At 35.4% G+C, this 22,057-nt stretch carries 17 protein-coding genes; 2 read left to right on the forward strand and 15 right to left on the reverse strand.

All coding sequences use genetic code 11. The features are described 5' to 3' along the window. Positions 1 to 3 precede the first annotated feature (3 nt). From H3T54_RS04525 to gss, 5 genes are all read right to left on the reverse strand, one after another. Complete coding sequence (locus H3T54_RS04525) at positions 4 to 1,056, reverse strand: hypothetical protein (RefSeq protein ID WP_198221195.1); 1,053 nt, start codon at positions 1,054 to 1,056, stop codon at positions 4 to 6. 140 nt (positions 1,057 to 1,196) lie between these two features. After that, entirely contained in the window at positions 1,197 to 3,869 is a 2,673-nt protein-coding gene (locus H3T54_RS04530; protein WP_198221197.1) for a putative virulence factor, read from the reverse strand. Beyond that, positions 3,866 to 6,892: a virulence factor SrfB gene (locus H3T54_RS04535; RefSeq protein ID WP_198201648.1), complete on the reverse strand. Its 3,027-nt coding sequence runs from the start codon at positions 6,890 to 6,892 to the stop codon at positions 3,866 to 3,868. The genes H3T54_RS04530 and H3T54_RS04535 overlap by 4 nt, the downstream gene beginning before the upstream one ends. Before the next feature lie 8 nt (positions 6,893 to 6,900). Further along, a complete protein-coding gene (locus tag H3T54_RS04540) occupies positions 6,901 to 8,514 on the reverse strand; it encodes an SrfA family protein (RefSeq protein WP_198201649.1) in 1,614 nt (537 codons plus the stop codon). 241 nt (positions 8,515 to 8,755) lie between these two features. Further along, the gene (gene gss, locus H3T54_RS04545) at positions 8,756 to 10,648 is read right to left on the reverse strand and encodes a bifunctional glutathionylspermidine amidase/synthase (protein ID WP_110447003.1); all 1,893 of its coding nucleotides are present in this window, start codon (positions 10,646 to 10,648) and stop codon (positions 8,756 to 8,758) included. A gap of 188 nt (positions 10,649 to 10,836) precedes the next feature. On the opposite strand from gss, the gene ybeD reads away from it, so the two are divergent. Both ybeD and H3T54_RS04555 read left to right on the forward strand, forming a co-directional pair. Continuing rightward, positions 10,837 to 11,103 (forward strand): DUF493 family protein YbeD, encoded by a 267-nt coding sequence (gene ybeD / locus H3T54_RS04550; protein ID WP_065577848.1) that lies wholly within the window; start codon positions 10,837 to 10,839, stop codon positions 11,101 to 11,103. A gap of 78 nt (positions 11,104 to 11,181) precedes the next feature. Next, positions 11,182 to 12,459 carry a bifunctional O-acetylhomoserine aminocarboxypropyltransferase/cysteine synthase gene (locus tag H3T54_RS04555; protein ID WP_198201651.1) on the forward strand — a complete coding sequence of 426 codons (1,278 nt, stop codon included), beginning with the start codon at positions 11,182 to 11,184 and terminating at the stop codon, positions 12,457 to 12,459. Between the two features lie 52 nt (positions 12,460 to 12,511). On the opposite strand, the gene adk is transcribed toward H3T54_RS04555, so the two are convergent. From adk to tyrS, 10 genes are all read right to left on the reverse strand, one after another. Further along, positions 12,512 to 13,156, reverse strand: a complete 645-nt coding sequence (gene adk / locus H3T54_RS04560) for an adenylate kinase (protein WP_086362625.1) — start codon at positions 13,154 to 13,156, stop codon at positions 12,512 to 12,514. 39 nt (positions 13,157 to 13,195) lie between these two features. Further along, positions 13,196 to 13,447, reverse strand: a complete 252-nt coding sequence (locus H3T54_RS04565; RefSeq protein WP_110447001.1) for a zinc-ribbon domain-containing protein — start codon at positions 13,445 to 13,447, stop codon at positions 13,196 to 13,198. 3 nt (positions 13,448 to 13,450) lie between these two features. Further along, complete coding sequence (gene der, locus H3T54_RS04570; protein WP_198221199.1) at positions 13,451 to 14,917, reverse strand: ribosome biogenesis GTPase Der; 1,467 nt, start codon at positions 14,915 to 14,917, stop codon at positions 13,451 to 13,453. An 18-nt stretch (positions 14,918 to 14,935) separates the two neighbouring features. Continuing rightward, on the reverse strand, positions 14,936 to 16,108 hold the full coding sequence (bamB, locus tag H3T54_RS04575) for an outer membrane protein assembly factor BamB (RefSeq protein WP_198201655.1): 1,173 nt from the start codon (positions 16,106 to 16,108) through the stop codon (positions 14,936 to 14,938). Positions 16,109 to 16,134: 26 nt separating this feature from the next. Further along, positions 16,135 to 16,869: a tetratricopeptide repeat protein gene (locus H3T54_RS04580; RefSeq protein ID WP_110446998.1), complete on the reverse strand. Its 735-nt coding sequence runs from the start codon at positions 16,867 to 16,869 to the stop codon at positions 16,135 to 16,137. Positions 16,870 to 16,892: 23 nt separating this feature from the next. Then, entirely contained in the window at positions 16,893 to 18,170 is a 1,278-nt protein-coding gene (hisS, locus tag H3T54_RS04585) for a histidine--tRNA ligase (protein WP_110446997.1), read from the reverse strand. A gap of 24 nt (positions 18,171 to 18,194) precedes the next feature. Then, entirely contained in the window at positions 18,195 to 19,304 is a 1,110-nt protein-coding gene (gene ispG / locus H3T54_RS04590; protein ID WP_065614694.1) for a flavodoxin-dependent (E)-4-hydroxy-3-methylbut-2-enyl-diphosphate synthase, read from the reverse strand. A gap of 86 nt (positions 19,305 to 19,390) precedes the next feature. Continuing rightward, complete coding sequence (locus H3T54_RS04595; RefSeq protein WP_181414609.1) at positions 19,391 to 19,831, reverse strand: RodZ family helix-turn-helix domain-containing protein; 441 nt, start codon at positions 19,829 to 19,831, stop codon at positions 19,391 to 19,393. Between the two features lie 58 nt (positions 19,832 to 19,889). Beyond that, positions 19,890 to 20,756 (reverse strand): pyridoxal kinase PdxY, encoded by an 867-nt coding sequence (gene pdxY / locus H3T54_RS04600; protein ID WP_198221201.1) that lies wholly within the window; start codon positions 20,754 to 20,756, stop codon positions 19,890 to 19,892. 4 nt (positions 20,757 to 20,760) lie between these two features. Then, the gene (gene tyrS / locus H3T54_RS04605) at positions 20,761 to 22,032 is read right to left on the reverse strand and encodes a tyrosine--tRNA ligase (RefSeq protein ID WP_232351562.1); all 1,272 of its coding nucleotides are present in this window, start codon (positions 22,030 to 22,032) and stop codon (positions 20,761 to 20,763) included. Positions 22,033 to 22,057: the final 25 nt, after the last annotated feature.

Raw genomic sequence — 22,057 nt, forward strand, 5'->3', positions numbered from 1 at the left:
TAATTATTTTTGTAATTCAGCTAACCGTTCTTTAGCCAACTCGTTATTTGGATCATTATTTAATGACGTTTCATACCAATAAATTGCCGTTTCTTTATCTGCCTTGAAGCACTGGTTATCTTGATAAAACTTCACATCGTATTCTTTCGCATAAAGTAAGGCCACTTTGGCATTCAATAAAGATTGATTGGCATATAAACGTTGTGCGATATTACATTTATTAGCTTGTTTAGCCTGATTTATGACATCAATTACTGCACCAGCATCTGGTTTACTCTGTAAACATTGTTGAATAAAAGATAAATCATCAGTTGTTGCATTAGCAATATTACATTGACTATTACTTTGAGTTAGAGAAATTAAAGGATTTTTATCTTGAGAGAATAAAAAATACCATACTGCAAAACCAATCCCAGCGAAAGTCAGCAGAATGACAAAAATAATAATAATCAACCCTAATTTACTTTTTGCTTTAGTGGATTGTGGATCTGACACCGCTTGTTGTGTTATTGTTGATGTTGGCGTTACCTCTATTTCAGATTCCATTTCAGGTTCTACTTTTACCTCATTTTCCACCACAATTGTTTGTTCTTCGGTTTCAGGTTCTACAGGTTGAGAATCATCAGATTCAACAAGGTTAGAGGCTACTTTATTCGGCTCAAAGGTATTTTGTTCAATCTCATCAAATATTGCTGGCGAGGTAATTAAAGCAGATGAAGGGAATACTGTTTCAGCGATATTGATCACCCCTCTATCAATATAGCTTTGATTCTGTTTATCACGAATTTCAGCAAGAAATCTAACACTATTTTCTTGAGATAACAAAGAATCAACTAGCCATTCATCAACGAGACCACTTAATTGCTCATTCTCGACAGACATGCTAGTTACAGTATGCCAATTTTTTTCTGGTCCCCATTGATTAAGACCGGACAAATAATAACCATCTTGGTTGCGTTGAATAAGTATATCAATATCTGCACTACCACTCCATTTTTGCGCCAAAAACTTAGCAACACCCGGTTTATCGCCTTCTAATTCAATTCTTAATGCCATGATATCCTCTATTTCATCACTATGATTGTATTAATATTATTTTATGGATATTTCATATATGTAAGGTAGTTTTAAAAACCACCTTATTGTTATTAATAATTATTAAATTGTTGTTATTAAATATATTCACAATAATACTATTATATTTGTGATTCCTTAAAACAAGTTAAAATTTCACCAAGACGAGAGTTTTGTTCTTGGCTTATTTCACGACCAGCATGATGACCAACATTTTCTTGAGCAAGCGTCGCAAAGGCAATAAACCAATCAAATATAGCAAATTGAGAATAATTTTTGGTCTTATCATCAAGTACTGGCAATGGATGTGATAATTGACTTGAAAATTGAGTCAATGGCGATGAAAATATCGGCTTACCTTGATTAACTCGGCTATCAGGAATATCGTTTGTTTGCCCAGGAATAAAACCAAGCCATGCAATAAAGTCAGCCAATAACATATTAATAGAGCTAATCTGCCGAGACTCAAGCTCATCACGCTTACTGCCTACATTTTCATTAGCTAAAACTTTTTCAGTTAAGCTAGTTTCAAGTTTCAAACGGTTAGCACCAGTAATCAACTCTTCAACAATAAAAGAGAGTGCTTTCTGATCAATACTGAAAAATTGTAGAATATGTTTATCTAATACAATATTTCTTAAATGTTCTAGCCATGCAGTAAACACATTTTTAGCAAATTTAGATTCGCTTGCGATATTAGCAACTACCTGAGGTTGTAAAGGCGAATTTACTTCCGGAAAAAGTTCAAAATCGGTATTTAAGCCAAAATCATTTGAAGAATTATCGATTACGTCATCACCGCTAGTATTGCTGATATCATTATCCATATGGCTAGAATGATACAAAGCTCGAATAGTTTGATCCGGCAATTCTAAAACTTTAAGTAATTCACCTAATAATAATGCTTTTCCTTGTAGTTCTTTTACAACATTATTAATTATCTGTTTTTTCTTACCTAATTCTTCATCGCTACCAGCTTGATACCAAGTATCAAAACGTATATTGATAATATAATCAATTTGTTCATTAAGTTGTTCAACAATCCGCTGTTGTTTAACTTCAGTAATGGCGACTTGTTCTAAATACTGGCTAATTCGACCAATGCCACCATCATTTAATTGTAACATCGCATCCCACGCTTGATCAGGAGCGTTGACATACTCTTGAATATCCGGATTTTCAACAAATGTATTTTTCAACATTAACATTTCTTGTTGATAATTATCATTGTAGGATAATTCAACGTTAGCTTTAGCATCGACATTTAAAAATGGCACGTCAAATCCTGGTTTACGTACCAAGAATACATTGTTAAATTTACCATCATTTGACCAATTGGATAGCCAATCATAACTACCAAAACGTTCTAAAATGGTCTGCTGTAATAAGCCACCTTTACCCCAAGTATTTCTTAAATTGTCTTGGGACAGTGACAATGATGCTCCAATTCGTTTATCAAACATCGTAATAGCCCATAGCAATCCAGCTTTTTTTGTTGCTCTTTTATCAGCTGTTTCGCCTTGGGTTTTATCAATCCATCTTTCTAAAACTGGACCAACATCATTAACATCTGATTGTTTATCCGATGGCGTACAAACCACTAAAACATTCATCTCTTGGCTATCAGTGTATTTCTCAAAAAGATAAGCAACTTTACCACGTAATAAAAGTTGAGCGATAGGATTACCCTCTTTGACATCAGAAATAGAAATTAAATTTAATCGACCTCGATATCCTGGAAAATCAAGCAGATCGACATTCTCAAAAGTAGGTACACGAGTTTTATTCACTAATGGGAAGATTAATTCTGCTGTTAAAAAGGCTAATTGCGCTAATGATATTGAAGTTGGCACTCCATTAAATGGCGTAACGGTTACCGATGAATCATTTTCAGTATTTAACCTTTCAAGCATATCAACATTCATGATGCTATCAATCTGCGACTTGGTACCATCACCATTGTCCTTGACTAACACGTTAAGGGGCGCATAAACGGTATTTACATGATTTAAGCTTGATAAGGTTGTCGCCAATTGAATATAAATTGCCGTAAGTTCACTGATACCACCCCATAACACAGAAAATAAAGTACCACGGTCGGTAATTGAAAGATAAGGTAGCAATGACATGGCTTTTTCCCAATAACCACCTTTCAATCCCTCAAGTGAATTGCCAAAATTTTCAGATAAATAATCATACAAATCAACGATATCATCTTCAGTTATACCGCCAGTATAATCAACTTGCTTTTTACTTTCGATACGTTGAATAAGTTGATTTAGCTCAGAAAACTCAACTTTATTGATAACTTTTTGCTGATCAAAATCTTTAAAATAGGCGTTAATCAGGATTTTAACAATTTCTATTTCTTGAAATAGTTTTAGCTCTAGTGGATAGTTGGCAATACCACCTTTAGCAGTACGACTAAATCTAGTAACAAGACCAGTAGCCTCTTTACCCCCGCCGACAGGATTGACGTGATCAATAAAATCTAAGATTTCATTATCAACCACTGTTTCAAGTTTTCCATTTTCACCTGCTGCTAATGCTGAAATAAGGTAAGATTTACCTGCTTGTGACAAACCAAAAAAACCGACCGCAACCGACTTAGTCGACACATCACCTAAACGTTTAGCACTATTACGTAATCGGCGTAGATCAAGAATTAAATTATCAGCTTCATTATGCAAACGCTTTGATGAGTCTCGGGTTTGATTGACCCATTCAATTGCCTGTGCTGATGCTTGATAAATCTGCTCCCAAGATTTAGGAAGTTGTTCGTTTAAATTTTTCATCGTTTTATCATTCCACTATCAAGCCAATATTGTGTGCTAATTAAGCCAGAATTTACCATTGTATTCAGACTAAGCTTTATATCCTTGGTTTTACTGCAAGCACGTCCATCTGAAGCTTTAACATCTTTAATATAGAAATTCTCAACTGTTTTTTGTCGATTTTTTATTCCTAATGTTACTTCTAAAACAACCCCTTCAGCACTCAATCTTTTAGCTACATCACTATTTTCGATCGTTAAAATATAAATTGGTGAAGCAGGCCAACGGTCAATTTCTAACTGTTTAAAACCAAGTCTTGTCGTGCCTCGAATTTCAAAAGAGACTTCAGGAAAATCATAATCAGGATTATCTAAATCGATATCTTGATAATAGATATTTTCTTTTTTTATCATATTTAGATTATCTAATAGACCAATGTATTTAACTGTTGAGTACAACTCCATATTTGCTGATCTAAAATAAAAATTCGCTAATCTTAGATTTTTACTTAAGAAACATAACATAGCACCAACTGCAGCGGTTGTTTTAGGATCATCAATGCGCTCTTGTTTATGGAAAGGATACCAACCACCAGTATAATAACCATGTAGCGGCAAAACACGTCCTGCAGGGATAGATAAACGAGAACGGAAGTAACTTTGTACACCAGGTAAACGAGATGGTCGTCCGGTCAATAACAGCACATCACATTGGTAACAGCTAATAATTTCAGATAAAGCATCGAATGTTTTACAAATATTATAATAATCACCACGAATAAATAAGTGATGAATACGTTTAAGATTTATTTCAACATTCAAATCAAGAACGGAAAATTCAGGATTATTTAGAGTTCGGCGAACTGGTTCATTAATAAAATTCAGAACATTATCTGTCATCACATTATTTTGTAATAACTCACCAAAAGTCATATTATAAACATGTTTTTCAGCATGTAATGGTTCATAAAGCTCATAAAGTTTTAATACTTGTAATCCGACAGGTGTAAATAACTGTAAAGTTAATTGTTGTCGTAGTACTGCGTCTTGAATTGATACCTGTTGTGAACCAATAATTGTCGATAAAATCGGATTAGGATCAACAAGTCCAACCTGTTTTAATCCATTAGTTAATGAAGTCAAAACAGTATCTTGGATGATATCAAGCAAAATATCATCACCTGCAACTTTAAATCCATCACGAAAACGTTGAGTTGGAACAAGATAAGCATTACTACTATTAAGTTGTTTATTGGCACCATAATCAAGTTCGTAATCATTGATGACCAAATCTGTTGTTCCACCTCCAATATCAACAGTGGCAATTGTTAGTTTCTGTTTATTGGTTTTGTCTGGTCGCACCATTGAAGCAATAAATTCTTCTGAACGGCCATTATAATTGTTTTGCGTTTCGTTAAAGAGATAAACAACTTGTCCGCAAGTTGCTTCATCCCATTGAATATAAACTTCAGGGATATTTGGCCAAATACTTTTCAATTGTTCAGGATTACTAAAATCAATATTATCATCAGAATTATCCCAACCTAAGCTTTTCCAAACTAAGCCAATAGCTTGATAAACACAGCTTTTAAATATCGCTTGTTCTGGTTTTGGCATTGCCGGTGGAATAGTTAGAATAATAGAACGCAAATTACGCGGTGTTCTTGCATGTTCAAGCTTGTTGCGCTGAGCGACACTATTGATTTGCATTAGAGCATGCATCAATACTTCACATAGCATAAATGTCATTAATGAACTACGTGAATATTTTGGGTGAAAAACGGGCATTTTTCGGTCAAATTCTTCCTCAATTTCATTACTGAGGATATGCAGTGCTTCACCATACTCATTGATTAGACTAGAAAACGGCTCTGCGGTTGCAAATGGTTCATGATCACTTTTGACATAATGTGAATTAAAGCGCCAGCCTTGCTCATACTTTTCTTGATCCCATAAATAACGTTTCGGGCTTGAAAGTCCGGTTGCCCCTTCATTTCCTTCGCGGCGACTAGCTAGACGGCTCGCTTCTTTTCCGACTCGAACAATACTTGGCCAGCGGAATGTATCTCGTCTTCCACTTTGAAGCGAAAAATGTTCTTTACCAAAAAAAGTTTGTGCAAATTCTACTCGACTCTCAAATGGTTCATTATAAATATGTTCGGGCTGAGTTAAATCCCGAATTTCAAGCTCATAACGACGATTTAAACTATCTTTATCTTGAACGTGATCTTCAATTAATATGCCACAAGTTCTTGAATTACCAACATCTAAAATCATATCAACAGGAATCGATTTAATCACATCATCTCGATTATTTGAAACAATTTTAATTTTTGGTAACTGTAATGAATCAGCTAACAAATTGAGAATATTTAAATAATGTCCATAATAAGCTTTATTAGCTATTTCTAAATTAATATCATCTTTATGTACTTTTAAACGTTCAGCTTGAGGGGCTAATTCTTGAAATAAATCAATTAACCAACTGGTTATCCATTTTTGCTCTAAATACCATGAGACTTGATCTGAACGATGAGCTAAACTAAATACTGCTCCAGTTTTCACATCATTTTCCGTTGGTGCCAAATAAGCAACATCCTGCATATTGGTAAAAATTTTTGTATCAAAGGCAAAGGTAATACGATGAGTATTGCCATCTGGGTCTTCACCTTCTGGAATATTAACAATTCGCACTCGACTCCAGTTATGAGGTCCTTTATCAAAACGCTCTGGTGGAATAGATCTTAAAATTGGAATAGGCAACCAAATACCATCATATAGTTTTAAGGATTGCTCAACACTAATCTCTTGAGTAGGTGTGACAGCAAAAGAGAGATTATCTGGTGCAAAAAATTTACCATTATCGATATCTTCAATTAATCTAACTAACGCTCCACTTTCTGATGGATCAATAAAACAACCATTAACTTTACTGCGCCATTGATTATCTTTCCAATCTATTTTCAATGCAAAATCAAGAAATTGAATTCCACTATTCATGATCAGTGTAACTTCTTGACCATAGTTGCGTATTTCTGGAAGCATATACAATCCTATTGTTTTTTCATCGTAATTGGGAACGAAGTCCCGTTATCATAAATTCCCTGACAATCAGCTTGATTGTCTTTACCTGATTTACACTGAATTTTAGGTAATTGATATTTAGTATTATCACTGCAAATGGCTTCAGAATTGCCAGTAATATTTAAATTAGAATTCTGGATCCCAGTACCCACGTTACCAACACATTTAACACCATCACTGCGAGTAACCGTTACTTCACCATTGCCTTGATTAAAATTATAACTTAACTGCAATGGCTTACCTGTTGCTTTATCTTGAATACCAGCACCAACTGACCATTGACCATTTAAGAAATTCGTTGATCCCTGTTTTAACACGTCAGCAGGTAAGGCTAAATTATTTGCTTGGCTAGCATTTACATTAGGTTGATTACCTTGATCAGAATTACTATTCGTTACGTCAGATTTACTATCTAAATTAGGTGTTGGAGGTACTTGTCCATTTTGATTATCTTTTTTATCATCAGATGGATTTGTATTACTGCCTTTATCATCTTTATCAACCTGATTTCCCTGTTCACCTTGCTCTCCATTATTTCCTTTATCATCAGGTGAAGACGTAGGTTGTGGTTGATCTGTAACACCATCTGGATTTACATTATTAGCCATTCCTTGATCTGGTGCGGTAGCTGCCGAATTATCTACTACAGCTGGATCTGTAGCAATACCATTAACAGGTAGTGCGTTAGGATCTACTGCAACTTTTCCATTTGGTACTACGCCATTAACGATAGTAACAGGTTTATTATTAACCTCTTTGATTTCTGGCTCAGGCTCTTTTTTCTCTTGTTTGTCCTCTTTATCATTTACAACTGTTGGCTCAGGAATATCAACTTTACCATCTAATGATATTTTGGGATCGATAGATATACTTGGGTTCCAGCTACAACCTTTTAACCAAAAAATTGCTAATAATAGTAGTAATAACAAAGGTAATAATCCTAACAACCATATCCACCAGCGCTTCCACCAAGGTTTTTTAACAATAACAGGGGCTTGTACTGGAGCAGTGGCTGCAACCTTTGGAGCAGCTTTTCGAAATGCTTCTAAACAGTAGAAAGGTGAAGTTGCTTGTGGCGTCTGAGGGTTAACAAATCCCCAAAAAGTGATAACAGGTTTACCATTAACAATATAAACAAATTGATTGCTAGGGAAACGTATCGCCATCAAATTCGGTTCAAGACTATTTTCGTTTTGTTTTGGATCGTAAATCAATCGACTAAAAAGTAATTGATCGCCTTCTAGATTAGGATTACTAGCTAATTTTTGGCCTAACTCAATAACTTTACTTTCGAATTCTTTCAGTAAGCCTAATGCAGACTTTTGTTCATCTTCACTAGCTGAAGTCCACGGGATAATATCATATTGACCATCAGGTTGTTCTGAGTCGAAGGGAATGTACCAATCAACAATATTACCTTGATCATTACGTTGAGGTATCGCTAAACAATCAGAGTATTGGCGACCTAATTTAACTCGAAACATTTCACGAATTTGCGAAGCGACAAGATAAGCAGCTTTACCGTCATGTCCGAGCATTTTAAAATCTTTAATATCGCCACTGCGCAATAATGTATTTGCCATATATCCTGATATTCCTTTATTTTAATTATATTTTTTATAATTATTATTTGTATTAAATCAATTCTATCAAAAAAACTAGGTTATTGTCATTGTCAATCAAATAGATATAATATTTTTAGTTATTTTTAATAAGATAAAGATAACTTAATTAGCTATGTTTAATTAAATAACAAAACTCACCATCTGTCATTGATAAATTGAACGATCAATTTGACAAATTATGCTTAAAAAACCCCTTTCCTCAACTTTTTTTGTAAAGTTGTTTAATAAATTCTTCATCAGTTAATACTCGTAAAGGCTGCATATCACTTTCCCCTCTTATAACTAAAGAGGGATCCGAACGTAAACAAGCACCGCCATAATGGCCACCAACAGTAAATGTACAAATTTGTAAATAACGATCATCAACTTTAGGTAAACACCATAGCTCTTGATAAATGTTTTCTTGTTTAGCAAATCGGCCAACCGTTTTATCCAATATTTGCTCATGACAACCAACTAACTCTATATCGCTACCTCTACGCCCAGCAATCGGTTTAATTGCGTAACCTTTTTTAATTAAATTGTCATTGAGTTCAAATGAAGATTCAAGTAAATAGCGGTGGTTAGGAAATAATGACCATAGCACTGGCAAAATAGCTTTATTACTTGGAATCACCGTCCATAAAGGCTCAAAAACCGATACCTCAGGTCGAAGTAATACATCTATTAATCTAACCGAATTTTCCGGATGCCATGTTCTAATTGGTAACCCTGCCACTTGAGCTTCACTTTCTTGGCGAAGTTGTTCAAGTACAGTTTCCCATGCCCAAGTCTTCCATACACAGGTGACCTGGCGTTGCTCATCATCTACTAATCGTCCTCGTTTATCCCAACTGAGTCCCGATAGTCCGCGTAAAATTTTGCTTTCAAATCCGGCTTGAGTTAATGCTTTTTGCATAAATAATGCATGATAGTTTTCTTCACTATCATTATCTTGCATGATATGTACAAACGCTTTTGCATCACTATGTTTCCAACAGTCGGCTAATGCATTAAGTAAACCCGCACTAGGATTAACACCAGCATTTAATTCGGCTTGTATTGCCCAACTTTGCAAAATTTGCCCTGCTTCGGTATGGCATGAGGCTGAATCAGCATTATATTCATAAACTTTAAAGCCCCTTTCATCCATACAAAAATCTAACCGTCCGGTGATCATCTGATAACGGCGTTGTTGCCATGATAATCTAAGCCGTGGCCAAAGAATTTCAGGAATATTGAAATTACACAATAAATTATCATTTTTTAAAACTTTATCGGTAGCATGCAAATACATCAAATGAAGTTCGTTTGTTGCACGAATAAGCTCCAGCTCAGCGCTTTCCGAAATAGTAAAATAACGATACTGATCATCATGGCTGATGGCGTGTCCAGTTGCTGACACATAGGCACTTTCTAATGTATCACTTTCGTTCAACCATTTCTTATCAAATTGACCATGATTTTCGATATGGACACTATGAATATCAAGTAAATGCTTAGCAACATTCGGTTGTGGTAAGCTATGAAGAGTATTCTCAGTTTGAATCATCCAGCCTAAAATTTTGGTATCATCGAAAGTATCGTGTAAATAGTAGCCATCATTGGATACCGTCATTTTTAATTCTCGAGTCCATTGTTGACCAATGGGGAGCCGAGTATGGACAACATTTTGTTCGGCAATTCTAATTTTATTATCAAAAACTTCAGTAATAATCGCTACATGGCCTGTCCTATCGAACATACCGCCATCATCCCATATTAACAATGCTCCCGCTTCTGGCATTTTTTTGCTACCATTAGCAAATGCTTGCAATGGTAAAATGGCTTCATTAATCACTTGACGAAGAAATCTTAACGAAAATATTTCATGTGCCATACCGACATCGGTAAAGACTATCCCATAATTTAGAAATAAAAATCTTCTAGCAAATTCGACACATTGCCACTTATAACCCATATACTCATGACCTGAATAACTTCGAAATGATGCATCATTAGGGTATTGTTCAGGATCCAATGTTTCATAATCAGAAGAGTAAATAGCAACACCACCCGGCGCATAGCCAAGTAATGTACCAAAAGGTTCTTTGTTAGCTGATTGGGATAACATGTTATTTTAGCCTTTTAAAATAATAGTAAGGTAGGTTTTACTAAGCTATGTTAGAATTTGACTATCATAGATCAAATTATAGGCTTTAAAAAGTAATGTTTATTATTCTGAACTTGAAGAATAATAAACTGACTATATATATGCAATATATTTAATAGCTATACTGATAAAACGAGAAAAAGACTATTATGCAACAAACAAAATTAAATGAATTATTAGATTTCCCTTGTTCTTTCACTTATAAAGTAATGGGTGAAGCAAAACCAGAATTAGTTGATAAAGTTGTATCCGTGATTCAACGTCATGCACCAGGGGATTATACGCCGTCGATCAAACCAAGTAGTAAAGGTAATTATCATTCAGTATCCATTACCATTAATGCAACCCATATTGATCAGGTAGAAAATCTATACAAAGAATTAGGTGAAATCGATATCGTAAGAATGGTTTTATAATTCTTTACTTTTTAGTAATTCTTTGCACAAAATAAGAGCCTTATAGTTGAAAAATAGTTATAAATATGAGGCTCTAACATGAAACCAGAAACGATTGCTTTACACGCAGGCTATACCCCTGAACCAACAACCCATGCCGTCGCTGTTCCGATCTATCAAACCACATCTTATGCATTCGATGATACCCAACATGGCGCCGATTTATTTGATTTAAAAGTTGCTGGAAACATCTATACACGGATAACCAATCCAACTAATGCTGTACTTGAAGCGCGTATTGCCGCACTAGAAGGCGGTATAGGAGCATTAGCGGTAGCTTCTGGAATGGCAGCAATTACTTATGCTATACAAGCCATTACATTTGCTGGTGAAAATATTGTATCGGTTTCCAAACTCTATGGTGGCACCTATAACTTATTGGCTCATACCCTGCCTAATTTCGGTATCACAACAAAGTTTGCACCACACAATGATTTAAATGCGATTGAAAAGCAAATTGATGACAAAACTAAAGCCATTTACTGTGAAAGTATCGGTAATCCAGCAGGTAATATTGTTGATTTATCAGTACTGGCTGATATTGCCCATCGCCATGGTATACCGCTAATTGTTGATAATACAGTTGCCAGCCCTGCGCTTTGCCGACCATTTGAATTTGGAGCTGATATAGTAGTACATTCATTAACTAAATATATTGGTGGGCATGGTAATAGCTTAGGCGGAATGATTGTTGACTCAGGTAAATTTCCTTGGAAAGATCATGCAGATAAGTATCCAATGCTCAATCAACCTGATCCTTCTTATCATGGTGTTTCATATACTGAAAGCTTTGGAGACGCAGCTTATATTGCTCGTTGCCGAGTAATACCACTGCGTAACATGGGAGCAGCTTTATCACCATTTAATACTTTTTTATTACTACAAGGTCTTGAAACACTCTCTTTACGCATTGAGCGACACTGCCAGAATACGATTAAAGTAGCCAATTATTTGGCTTCACATCCTCAAGTTGAATGGGTCAATTATGCAGGTCTGGCTAATCATCCTGAGCATCATTTAGCGGTAAAACAGATGGACAATGGTTTACCTGCTGGTATTTTATCCTTTGGTATCAAAGGAGGTAAACAAGCTGGAGCCAAATTTATCGATGCTTTAAAATTGATTATCCGTTTAGTTAATATCGGTGATACCCGTTCATTAGCTTGTCATCCAGCATCAACTACCCATCGACAACTTAATGATGAGGAATTGCAAAAGGCTGGAGTAAGTCAAGAAATGATACGCCTCTCAATTGGTATTGAACATATTGATGATATTATTGCTGATTTAGAACAAGCGCTTAAGTTAGCGAAATAATTGATTGGTTAAGATGAGGGATGAAAAAGTCTATCATCCCTCTTAATAGCAATTAGCCTAAAATTTTAGTCAATTCATTGGTCACAGATGAAACAGCTTGTGTACCATCAATACGGAAATATTGAGTTCGGCCTTCTTTGGCTTCATGTTGATAATATTTGACTAATGGTTTAGTCAAATCATGATATTCAACAAGACGTTTACGGACGATTTCTTCACTATCATCTTTACGAATAGTTAATGGTTCTCCAGTTACATCATCAATATTTTCAACTTTTGGGGGATTATGACGAACATGGTATACACGCCCTGAACCAGCATGAATACGACGACCACTCATACGATCTATAATCACTTCATCAGGTACATCAAACTCAAGTACATAATCAACATTGATACCCGCTTCTTTCATTGCATCTGCTTGTGGCACAGTACGAGGAAAACCATCTAATAAAAAGCCATTTTTACAATCGCTTTGCGCAATACGCTCTTTGACTAATGCGATAACTAACTCATCAGTAACAAGCTTACCATTATCCATTAGCTCTTTTGCTTGTAAACCTAATGGACTCTCTGCTTTTACTGCTGCACGCAACATATCGCCAGTTGAAATTTGCGGAATTCCGTATTGTTGCATAATAAATTGTGCTTGAGTTCCTTTTCCTGCTCCCGGTGCGCCTAATAAAATAATTCGCATAAAATAACCTCTTATGGCTTTAAATATAGATACAATTTTCTATTCTGGTAAATAATGAAATATCACTTTACTGCTGGAAATTAAGCCATCAGTGTGACAAATATAGTTAATAGCGCCACAGCCTTTAACCATTTGCGCATTTTGTCGGCAAATTGGGCAAATATACTGTTCTTGATAATGCTGTTGGCAATGAGGACAATCATAATATTGTGGCGAAACAATACTCATTCTATTATGACACTTAGGACAAATACCTTCTTGCCCACCATCGATTATTTTTGTTTCTGTCATAAGTTATTTACGACCTCGTACATGTTTCATTAAACGACGACGTTTACGTTGTTGCGAAGCAGTCAAACTATTTTTTCGACCTTCGAATGGATTGGCGCCTTCTTTGAATTGAATTCGTATTGGCGACCCCATAATTTTTAATGAACGTCTAAAATAGTTCATTAAATAACGTTTATAAGAATCAGGTAAATCTTCAACTTGATTACCATGAATAACCACAATTGGAGGATTATAACCTCCGGCATGGGCATATTTTAATTTAACCCGACGTCCTCTGACCAATGGTGGTTGATGGTCATCTTGTGCCATTTGCATTATTTTAGTTAATAATGCGGTATTAACACGGCGTGTAGCGCAATCATATGCTTCTTGAATTGAATCAAATAGGTTTCCTACGCCACTACCATGAAGCGCAGAGATAAAGTGTAAACGAGCAAAATCGATAAAATCGAGTCGATCATCTAACGTAGTTTTCACTTGTTCTTTAATATCTTGTGATAATCCATCCCACTTATTAACAGCAATAACCAGTGAGCGCCCACTATTAATAATAAAACCAAGCAAAGACAAATCTTGATCAGAAATACCTTCTCGGGCATCAATAACCAAAATTACGACGTTAGCATCTTCTATTGCTTGTAACGTTTTAATAACCGAAAATTTCTCAACGGTTTCCGTTACCTTACCTCGCTTACGAACACCAGCTGTATCAATCATGATGTATTCACGATCATCTCGTGTCATTGGTATATAAATACTGTCACGAGTTGTACCTGGCATATCATAAACTACAACCCTTTCTTCACCTAAAATCCGATTGGTTAGTGTTGACTTACCAACATTTGGTCTACCAACAATAGCAACTTTTATTGGCTGATTAATCAGCGATTCTGCATCATCTTCAAAATCTTCATAAGATTCATCAAGCATCTCATTTTGAAGATCTGCTGTTGAAGTATCAATTTTGTCACTTTCAAAATGAAAAATAGGATCTAAAACTGTCTCGATTAGTACGCTGACACCACGACCATGACTCGCTGCAATCGGATGAATATCACCTAATCCTAAACTATAAAAGTCAGAAATTGCACTATCTGCATCAATACCATCAATTTTATTAGCAACTAAAAACGTTGCTTTTTGGCGAGATCGAAGATGTTTAGCAATTGCATGATCTGCAGGCATAGCACCGGCTCTCGCATCAACAAGAAAGAGCACAATATCCGCTTCTTCTATTGCTTGTAAGGATTGTTCCGCCATAAAGCTTTCAACCCCATCTTCAGTGCCATCAATACCACCAGTATCAATGACTATATATTCATGCCCTTTGATTTCAGCTCGGCCATACTTACGATCACGAGTTAATCCAGGAAAATCAGCCACTAAGGCGTCTCGAGTTCGAGTTAATCGATTAAATAGAGTCGATTTTCCTACATTCGGACGACCAACTAGTGCGACAACAGGTACCATATTTATTCTCTAATTACCTTAATTTTTTGCAAATGCGTAAATATCACCATTTTTAGCTTGGACAATAATTTTATTATCGACAACTAATGGTTTCGAAATCAATCCACTGCTACTTACTTGTGTTTTTGCAACTACCTCACCATTATCTTTATTTAACCAATAAAGATAACCCTCGAAATCACCAACCACAATGTAATTTTGATAAATAACCGGATCGGTTAATTGACGATGTAACAAACCTGTCTGAGTCCAATTCACTGCACCACCATTTTTAGTCACAGCTTGAACATTGTCATCTTGATCCACAATGAATAACTGCTGTGAATCAACCGCAAAGCTATGTGTAGATCCCATTTCTTTACGCCACACAATTTGACCATTACTTAAGTCAAGTGCAACAACATTACCATTATAGCCAATTGCATAAGCTAAATTACCTTCAATAACTGGGGTTGAATCAACATCATTCAATTTGTCAATTTCAGTCGATCCACTTGGTTGAGATATTCGTTGCTGCCAAATAAGTTGTCCATCATTAAGATAGTAAGCATTCACATGACCAGTATCATCGCCAAGTATAGCCGCACCATGAGCAATAGTTGGTGTAGAATTACCTCTCAATGAAAGTGTTGGCACTTCAAGCACTACATCCCATACATCTTCACCTGTGTTACGATTCAAAGCTTGTAAATTACCACTAGCGGTATGGATTATGACTTTATCATCAGAAGAAACTGGACGAGCAAGTACTTCACCATGTACCGATTTTTCCCAAACCACATTACCATCATTACGATCTAATGCATAAACAACCGCACGTTCGCTACCGACATAAACATATCTATCATCAGCGCTTACACCGCCAGAAAATAACGCTGTTTTACTGCTAAATAATGTACTTTGTGATAAATTTTTGTCCCATATAGTATGGCCAGTTGATAAATCAATTGCTTTAACTTGCCCACTACGGCTAGCAGCATAAATAGCATTATCGTAATTAATCGGCCCCAATAATGAATAAACATTTGTATTGCCTGCTGTGCTATTTCGCCATATTTCTTGAATTGGAAATTGGTTATCCACTTTTGGTGAAGGTGAAATCTGGACAATTTCTTCTTCTCCACCAAACAATGAACACCCTGCAAGTGATAACATAAAAACACTCATAGACAGACATTTTGATAACTTCATTGTATAGATCCTTATATCAGGATAAATTAATCTTCATTTTCGTGAGCTGCATTTTTTTTGGCTTCAGCTTCTTGCTTAGCTTTTTCCTTGGCGGCAGCTTCTTCTTGTTTAGCTTTTTCAGCTTGTTGTTTATCTTTAAGATATTGAGCTTGATTTAACTTCATTTTGATATTTTGCTCTAATGCTTGAGTCGGTGATGAACTTAATGCAACATTGTAAGCAGCCACTGCTTCATCATAATTATTCATTTTCACCGATATATCGCCACGAATATCATTAACTACTGGCGCCCAACTTTTTTCGGTTACTTTATTTAAAGTAGCCAAACTTTCTTGATAATGTTCAAGTTGATATTGTATTTTTGCAATACGAATATAACTTATTGATTTAATAACATCTGAATCAGTTTTACTTAACGTATCTGTAAGTAATTTTTCTGCTCCAGCATAATCTTTTAATTGTTCAACATAAAATTTTGCTGCTCTAAAATTAGCAAAAACACTATAAATAGTATTATTATCTTTAGCAAAAGAGACTAATTCATTAACTGAATCAGGATTGTTGTTATCTAATTTAGCAATTAATTGTTCATAACGATCTGAAGATTCTATCGCTTTTTCTAATTTGTAAGATTGCCAATAACGCCAGCCATAAAAAGCCAGTAATCCAATTACAATAACCGCAACAATAATTTTCCACTTTTTAGCAAGAAATTCTTTTATCTCTGAAAATTGTTCTTCGCCAGATAACTGATAACTCACGTTTTTCTCCTATTTCCTTTAATTTACAATATCGCCAAACAAGTTTGAACAATCTCTTTTTCTGCAACTTCAACTTGTTCGCCTGTTTGTAAATTTTTAATTGTAACTGATTGATTAATAATTTCGTTTTCACCAATAATTACAGCTATTTTAGCACCTAATTTGTCCGCTTTGGCAAATTGTTTTTTAAAATTACTACTACCATAATTAGTCACAATTCGCTTATCAGATAACCCATCACGGAGTACTTCTGCCATTTTTTGGGCTGCAGCTGTCGTTTTTTCATCACCCGAAGATATCATATAAATATCAATTGAACTATCTCGATTTAATGAAGGATTAACCGCCTGCACTAATAATACTAAACGTTCTACCCCCATAGCAAAACCAACTGCTGGTGTTGGTTGTCCACCAAGTTGGCTAACTAGACCGTCATAACGACCTCCGCCACAAACTGTACCTTGAGCGCCTAAACTACTTGTTACCCACTCAAAAACAGTACGGTTATAATAATCTAAACCACGCACCAATCTTTGGTTAATATTATATTTTATTCCTGCGCTATCTAATAATTGACACAAGCCATCAAAATGAAGTTTAGATTCTTTATCTAAATAATCAAATAATTTCGGTGCTTGATTAAGTAATTCTTGAATAACAGGATTTTTCGAATCTAACACCCGTAATGGGTTAGTATACATTCTACGTAAACAGTCTTCATCTAATTTATCTTTATGTTGCTCAAGAAAACTGACTAAAGCATTACGGTAATTTGCTCTTGCTTCAACTGAACCGATAGAATTAAGTTCAAGTGTCGTATGCTCTTCAATACCAAGTGCTTTCCAAAAACGTGCAGTTAATAAGATAAGCTCTGCATCAATATTAGGCCCTTCAAGGCCAAAAACTTCAACACCAAATTGATGAAATTGACGATAACGCCCTTTTTGCGGTTTTTCATAACGAAATGCCGGCCCTAAATACCATAGTCGTTGTTCTTGGTTGTAAAATAGACCGTGTTCAATACCTGCACGGACACAACCAGCTGTAATTTCAGGGCGAAGAGTAATACTTTCATCATTACGGTCATTAAAAGTATACATCTCTTTTTCAACAATATCGGTAACTTCACCAACTGCACGTTTAAATAGTGCGGTATCTTCAACGATTGGTGTTCTAATTTCATTATAACCATAACTATTTAGTACACCTTTAACAATTTTTTCAATTTGTTGCCATGTAGCACTATCATTAGGGAGTAAATCATTCATTCCCCGTATTGATTGGATTTTTTTCTCTGCCATTTGTTTATTCGCTATCTAATAAGGTTATAGTTCAGTTGTTGCAATTCTATTTTTTAAAATTGATGCCTTAGCACGAATTTTAGCTTCCAACTCATCTATCATTTGTTCATTATCAATACGCCCTATGCGCACACCATCTTCATAAAAACCGCTTTTGTTGTGACCACCAGCAACACCCATTGTAGAAGCTAAAGCCTCACCAGGTCCATTTACAACACAACCAATAATTGATACATCCATTGGTGTTATTATATCTTCTAATCGCTGTTCTAATGTATTAACGGTACTAATTACATCAAACTCTTGCCTTGAACAGGTTGGGCAAGCAATAAAATTAATACCTCTTGCTCGAATGCGTAACGATTTTAAAATATCAAATCCAACTTTAACTTCTTCCGTTGGATCAGCTGCTAGTGAAACTCTTAATGTATCACCAATCCCTTCCGATAATAATAAGCCAAGCCCAATCGCTGATTTTACCGCTCCACTACGCACTCCACCAGCTTCCGTTATACCTAAATGTAAAGGTTGCTTAATTTGTTTTGCTAATAATCGGTATGAATCAACCGCAGTAAAAACGTCTGACGCTTTTACACTTACCTTAAATTGGTCAAAACCTAGCCTATCAAGTATATCTACATGTCGCATAGCTGATTCGACTATAGCCTCTGGTGTCGGCTCGCCATATTTTTCTTGGATATCTTTTTCTAGCGAACCAGAGTTTACGCCGATTCGGATAGGAATATTTTTATCCTTGGCACAATCAACAACCGAGCGAATCCGTGATTCATTACCAATATTACCAGGATTAATCCGTAAACAATTCACTCCATATTCAGCAACCTTTAAAGCAATGCGATAATCAAAATGAATATCAGCAATAAGGGGGACTTTTGCTTGTTGCTTAATTATTTTAAACGCCTCAGCAGCATCCATAGTTGGAATAGAAACTCGGACAATATCAACCCCTACACGCTCAAGGGCTTGAATTTGAGCTACTGTTTTTTCCACATCTGTTGTTCGAGTATTTGTCATCGATTGCACAGCAATCGGCGCACCACCACCGATTGGCACATTACCAACATAAATTCGGGTTGATTCTCGCCTAATAATTGGTGACTCTTGATGACTCATAAGATGCCTAATCATATTACAAAATAACTAGGACGCAATCTTAACAAGATTTAAGACAAATGTCTGTATGTGAATGAGAAAATTTGCTAACTGTTAACGCGATCTGAAGGCTGTGGAGAAATATAATGACTAACTTCAATAAAGTTACTTTTATTTTGAGAATTGACATAGTATAAGCCACCACCTAATGCACAAATTAAAGCAAACAAACCAAAAAAGAACGGTTTCTTACTACGATTTGTTTTACTATATATTGGTTTAGGTTTTTTAGTTTCTTTTACTAAATATTGTTCAGCTAAAATTTCGAGATAAGGTTGATATTCATCAGCTGATAAACCAACAATATTGGCATACGAACGAATATAACCTTTAACAAAAACAAAAGGGGCATGAAGTAGCTGATCATTTTCAATTTCAGAAATGACAGCTGTTCTAACATGAATTTGTTCAGCAATATCTTTTTGCGATAAACCCATATTACTTCTTAAATCGGAAAGAATCTTACCCAATGAAATATTTTCTTCCATACCCCCCCTCATTGTCTTACTATCCGCAATTTTTTGTTATTTTTACATATTTTCGCAATTAATCAATTTTTTTCGCATTAAACCACTGTTTAGGGGTTTCTATTTCATTTTGTGCGGCAACTAATTGCAATTCATATTCATTTTGTCTTAATGTTTCAAGCATAACCGCATAAACCGCCGATGTAGTATGCTCAAATGCTTCAACAATGGATTTACCAAGCATGATATTTGCTAAAAACAGCCCACTAGTCATATCACCAACACCAACTGGTTGTTTGACGCCAAAATCAACTAACGGGCGATCAATATGCCAAGCTTCATTTTCTGTTACTAACAACATTTCAAAACGATCTTGTTGATAGCCAGCTCGACTTAAATGTTTAACTAAAATTGCTTTAGGCCCTTTTTCACAAATTGAACGGCATGCCAAGATTGCTTGCTTGACATTATTGATCGGCTGTTTACCGTTAAGTTCTTCTAATTCTAAAATATTTGGTGCCATCATATCAGATATGGGCAAGGCTGTATTACATAAAAATTCTGCTACACCAGGAGCGACAAAGCATCCTTTTTCGGGATGCCCCATTACAGGATCACAAAGATAAATTGCTTCAGGATTCTCAGCTTTTACTTTTTTCACAATTTCAATAATTGCATTACCTTGTTCTGGTGACCCCATATAGCCACTTAATACGGCATTACATCGTTGTAATTCGCCAATAGCATTAATCCCATCAGCGATATCGGTTAAATGAGATGCAGGCATTACCGTTCCAGTCCATTGCCGATATTGAGTATGGTTTGAAAATTGTACCGTATTTAATGGCCAAACATTCACACCTAAACGACGCATTGGAAATACAGCAGCACTATTACCTGCATGACCAAATACAACATGAGACTGAATCGATAAAATATTTTTCATGAAATCATCTCCAAATAAGTAAGCAGTAGTATTTTTTACCTCGACGCAGTAATGTGTAACGATTAAATAACTTATCACTATCAGAAAAACGATAATCTGTTGTTGAATTACGTTCACCATTAACAGAAATAGCATTGGAATCAATCATTGTTCTTGCTTGCCCTCTTGATGGTGCAAACTCAGCATTAACAATAGTTTGTTGTAGATCTACATCACCTTCAATACTAACTGTAGGCATACCATCTTGAGCTAATTGTTCAAAATCAGCTTCAGATAAATCAGTTAATTTACCAGAAAATAGACTTTCAGTAATACGTTTAGCAGCTGTTAGTCCTTCTTCACCATGAACTAATTGAGTCACTTGTTCGGCAAGGACATACTGAGCTCTCGGTGCAACGCCACTGTTTTTATCTTCTTCTTCCAAAGCATCAATTTCTTCCAATGACATGAAGGTAAAGAATTTAAGGAATCGATAAACATCAGCATCAGCAGTGTTAATCCAAAATTGATAAAATTTATATGGACTAGTTTTTTTCGGATCTAACCATACTGCACCACTTTCAGTTTTACCAAATTTAGTTCCATCAGATTTAGTAATTAATGGTACGGTTAAACCATATACTTGCTTCTGGTGTAAACGACGCGTTAAATCGATACCAGCAGTAATATTACCCCATTGATCAGAACCACCAATTTGTAACACAACATTATGAGCTTTATTAAGACTTGCAAAGTCATAAGACTGTAACAAACTATAAGAAAATTCAGTAAAAGATATACCTGATTCATCACGGTCAATACGTTGTTTAACGGATTCTTTGTTAATCATTGCATTAACAGAAAAATATTTTCCAATATCTCGTAAAAAAGATAAAACATTCATGCCACCAAACCAATCATAGTTGTTGGCAACAATAGCGGCGTTATCACCACATCCAAAATCTAAAAATGGCGATACTTGTTGTTTAATCTTTTCACTCCATTCAATTACCGTATCTTCAGTATTGAGCTTACGTTCAACAGCTTTAAAACTTGGATCGCCAATTAATCCTGTCGCACCTCCAACTAAAGCTATTGGCTTATGACCAGCCAATTGAAAACGTTTCAAACAAAGCAATGGAACTAAATGACCAAGATGCAAACTATCAGCGGTTGGATCAAAACCACAATATAGTGCAATAGGATTTTGCTCAATCAGTTCCATTAACGCTTTTTCATCAGTAAGTTGAGCAATCAGTCCACGCTCTTGCAGTTGTTTGATCACATTTTTTGTCATGATATTTTACCTATTAAATTTGTTA

This window comes from Gilliamella sp. B14384G10, from assembly GCF_016101685.1.
GTDB classification, from domain to species: domain Bacteria; phylum Pseudomonadota; class Gammaproteobacteria; order Enterobacterales; family Orbaceae; genus Gilliamella; species Gilliamella apis_A.

Coding starts and splice junctions, on each gene's coding strand:
- ybeD (WP_065577848.1), top strand. CDS start 10,837: ATGCAACAAACAAAATTAAATGAATTATTAGATTTCCCTTGTTCTTTC.
- H3T54_RS04540 (WP_198201649.1), bottom strand. CDS start 8,514: ATGGCAAATACATTATTGCGCAGTGGCGATATTAAAGATTTTAAAATG.
- adk (WP_086362625.1), bottom strand. CDS start 13,156: ATGCGAATTATTTTATTAGGCGCACCGGGAGCAGGAAAAGGAACTCAA.
- H3T54_RS04595 (WP_181414609.1), bottom strand. CDS start 19,831: ATGGAAGAAAATATTTCATTGGGTAAGATTCTTTCCGATTTAAGAAGT.
- H3T54_RS04525 (WP_198221195.1), bottom strand. CDS start 1,056: ATGGCATTAAGAATTGAATTAGAAGGCGATAAACCGGGTGTTGCTAAG.
- H3T54_RS04535 (WP_198201648.1), bottom strand. CDS start 6,892: ATGCTTCCAGAAATACGCAACTATGGTCAAGAAGTTACACTGATCATG.
- gss (WP_110447003.1), bottom strand. CDS start 10,648: ATGTTATCCCAATCAGCTAACAAAGAACCTTTTGGTACATTACTTGGC.
- hisS (WP_110446997.1), bottom strand. CDS start 18,170: ATGGCAGAGAAAAAAATCCAATCAATACGGGGAATGAATGATTTACTC.
- der (WP_198221199.1), bottom strand. CDS start 14,917: ATGGTACCTGTTGTCGCACTAGTTGGTCGTCCGAATGTAGGAAAATCG.
- tyrS (WP_232351562.1), bottom strand. CDS start 22,032: ATGACAAAAAATGTGATCAAACAACTGCAAGAGCGTGGACTGATTGCT.
- H3T54_RS04565 (WP_110447001.1), bottom strand. CDS start 13,447: ATGACAGAAACAAAAATAATCGATGGTGGGCAAGAAGGTATTTGTCCT.
- bamB (WP_198201655.1), bottom strand. CDS start 16,108: ATGAAGTTATCAAAATGTCTGTCTATGAGTGTTTTTATGTTATCACTT.
- H3T54_RS04555 (WP_198201651.1), top strand. CDS start 11,182: ATGAAACCAGAAACGATTGCTTTACACGCAGGCTATACCCCTGAACCA.
- H3T54_RS04530 (WP_198221197.1), bottom strand. CDS start 3,869: ATGAAAAATTTAAACGAACAACTTCCTAAATCTTGGGAGCAGATTTAT.
- pdxY (WP_198221201.1), bottom strand. CDS start 20,756: ATGAAAAATATTTTATCGATTCAGTCTCATGTTGTATTTGGTCATGCA.
- ispG (WP_065614694.1), bottom strand. CDS start 19,304: ATGAGTCATCAAGAGTCACCAATTATTAGGCGAGAATCAACCCGAATT.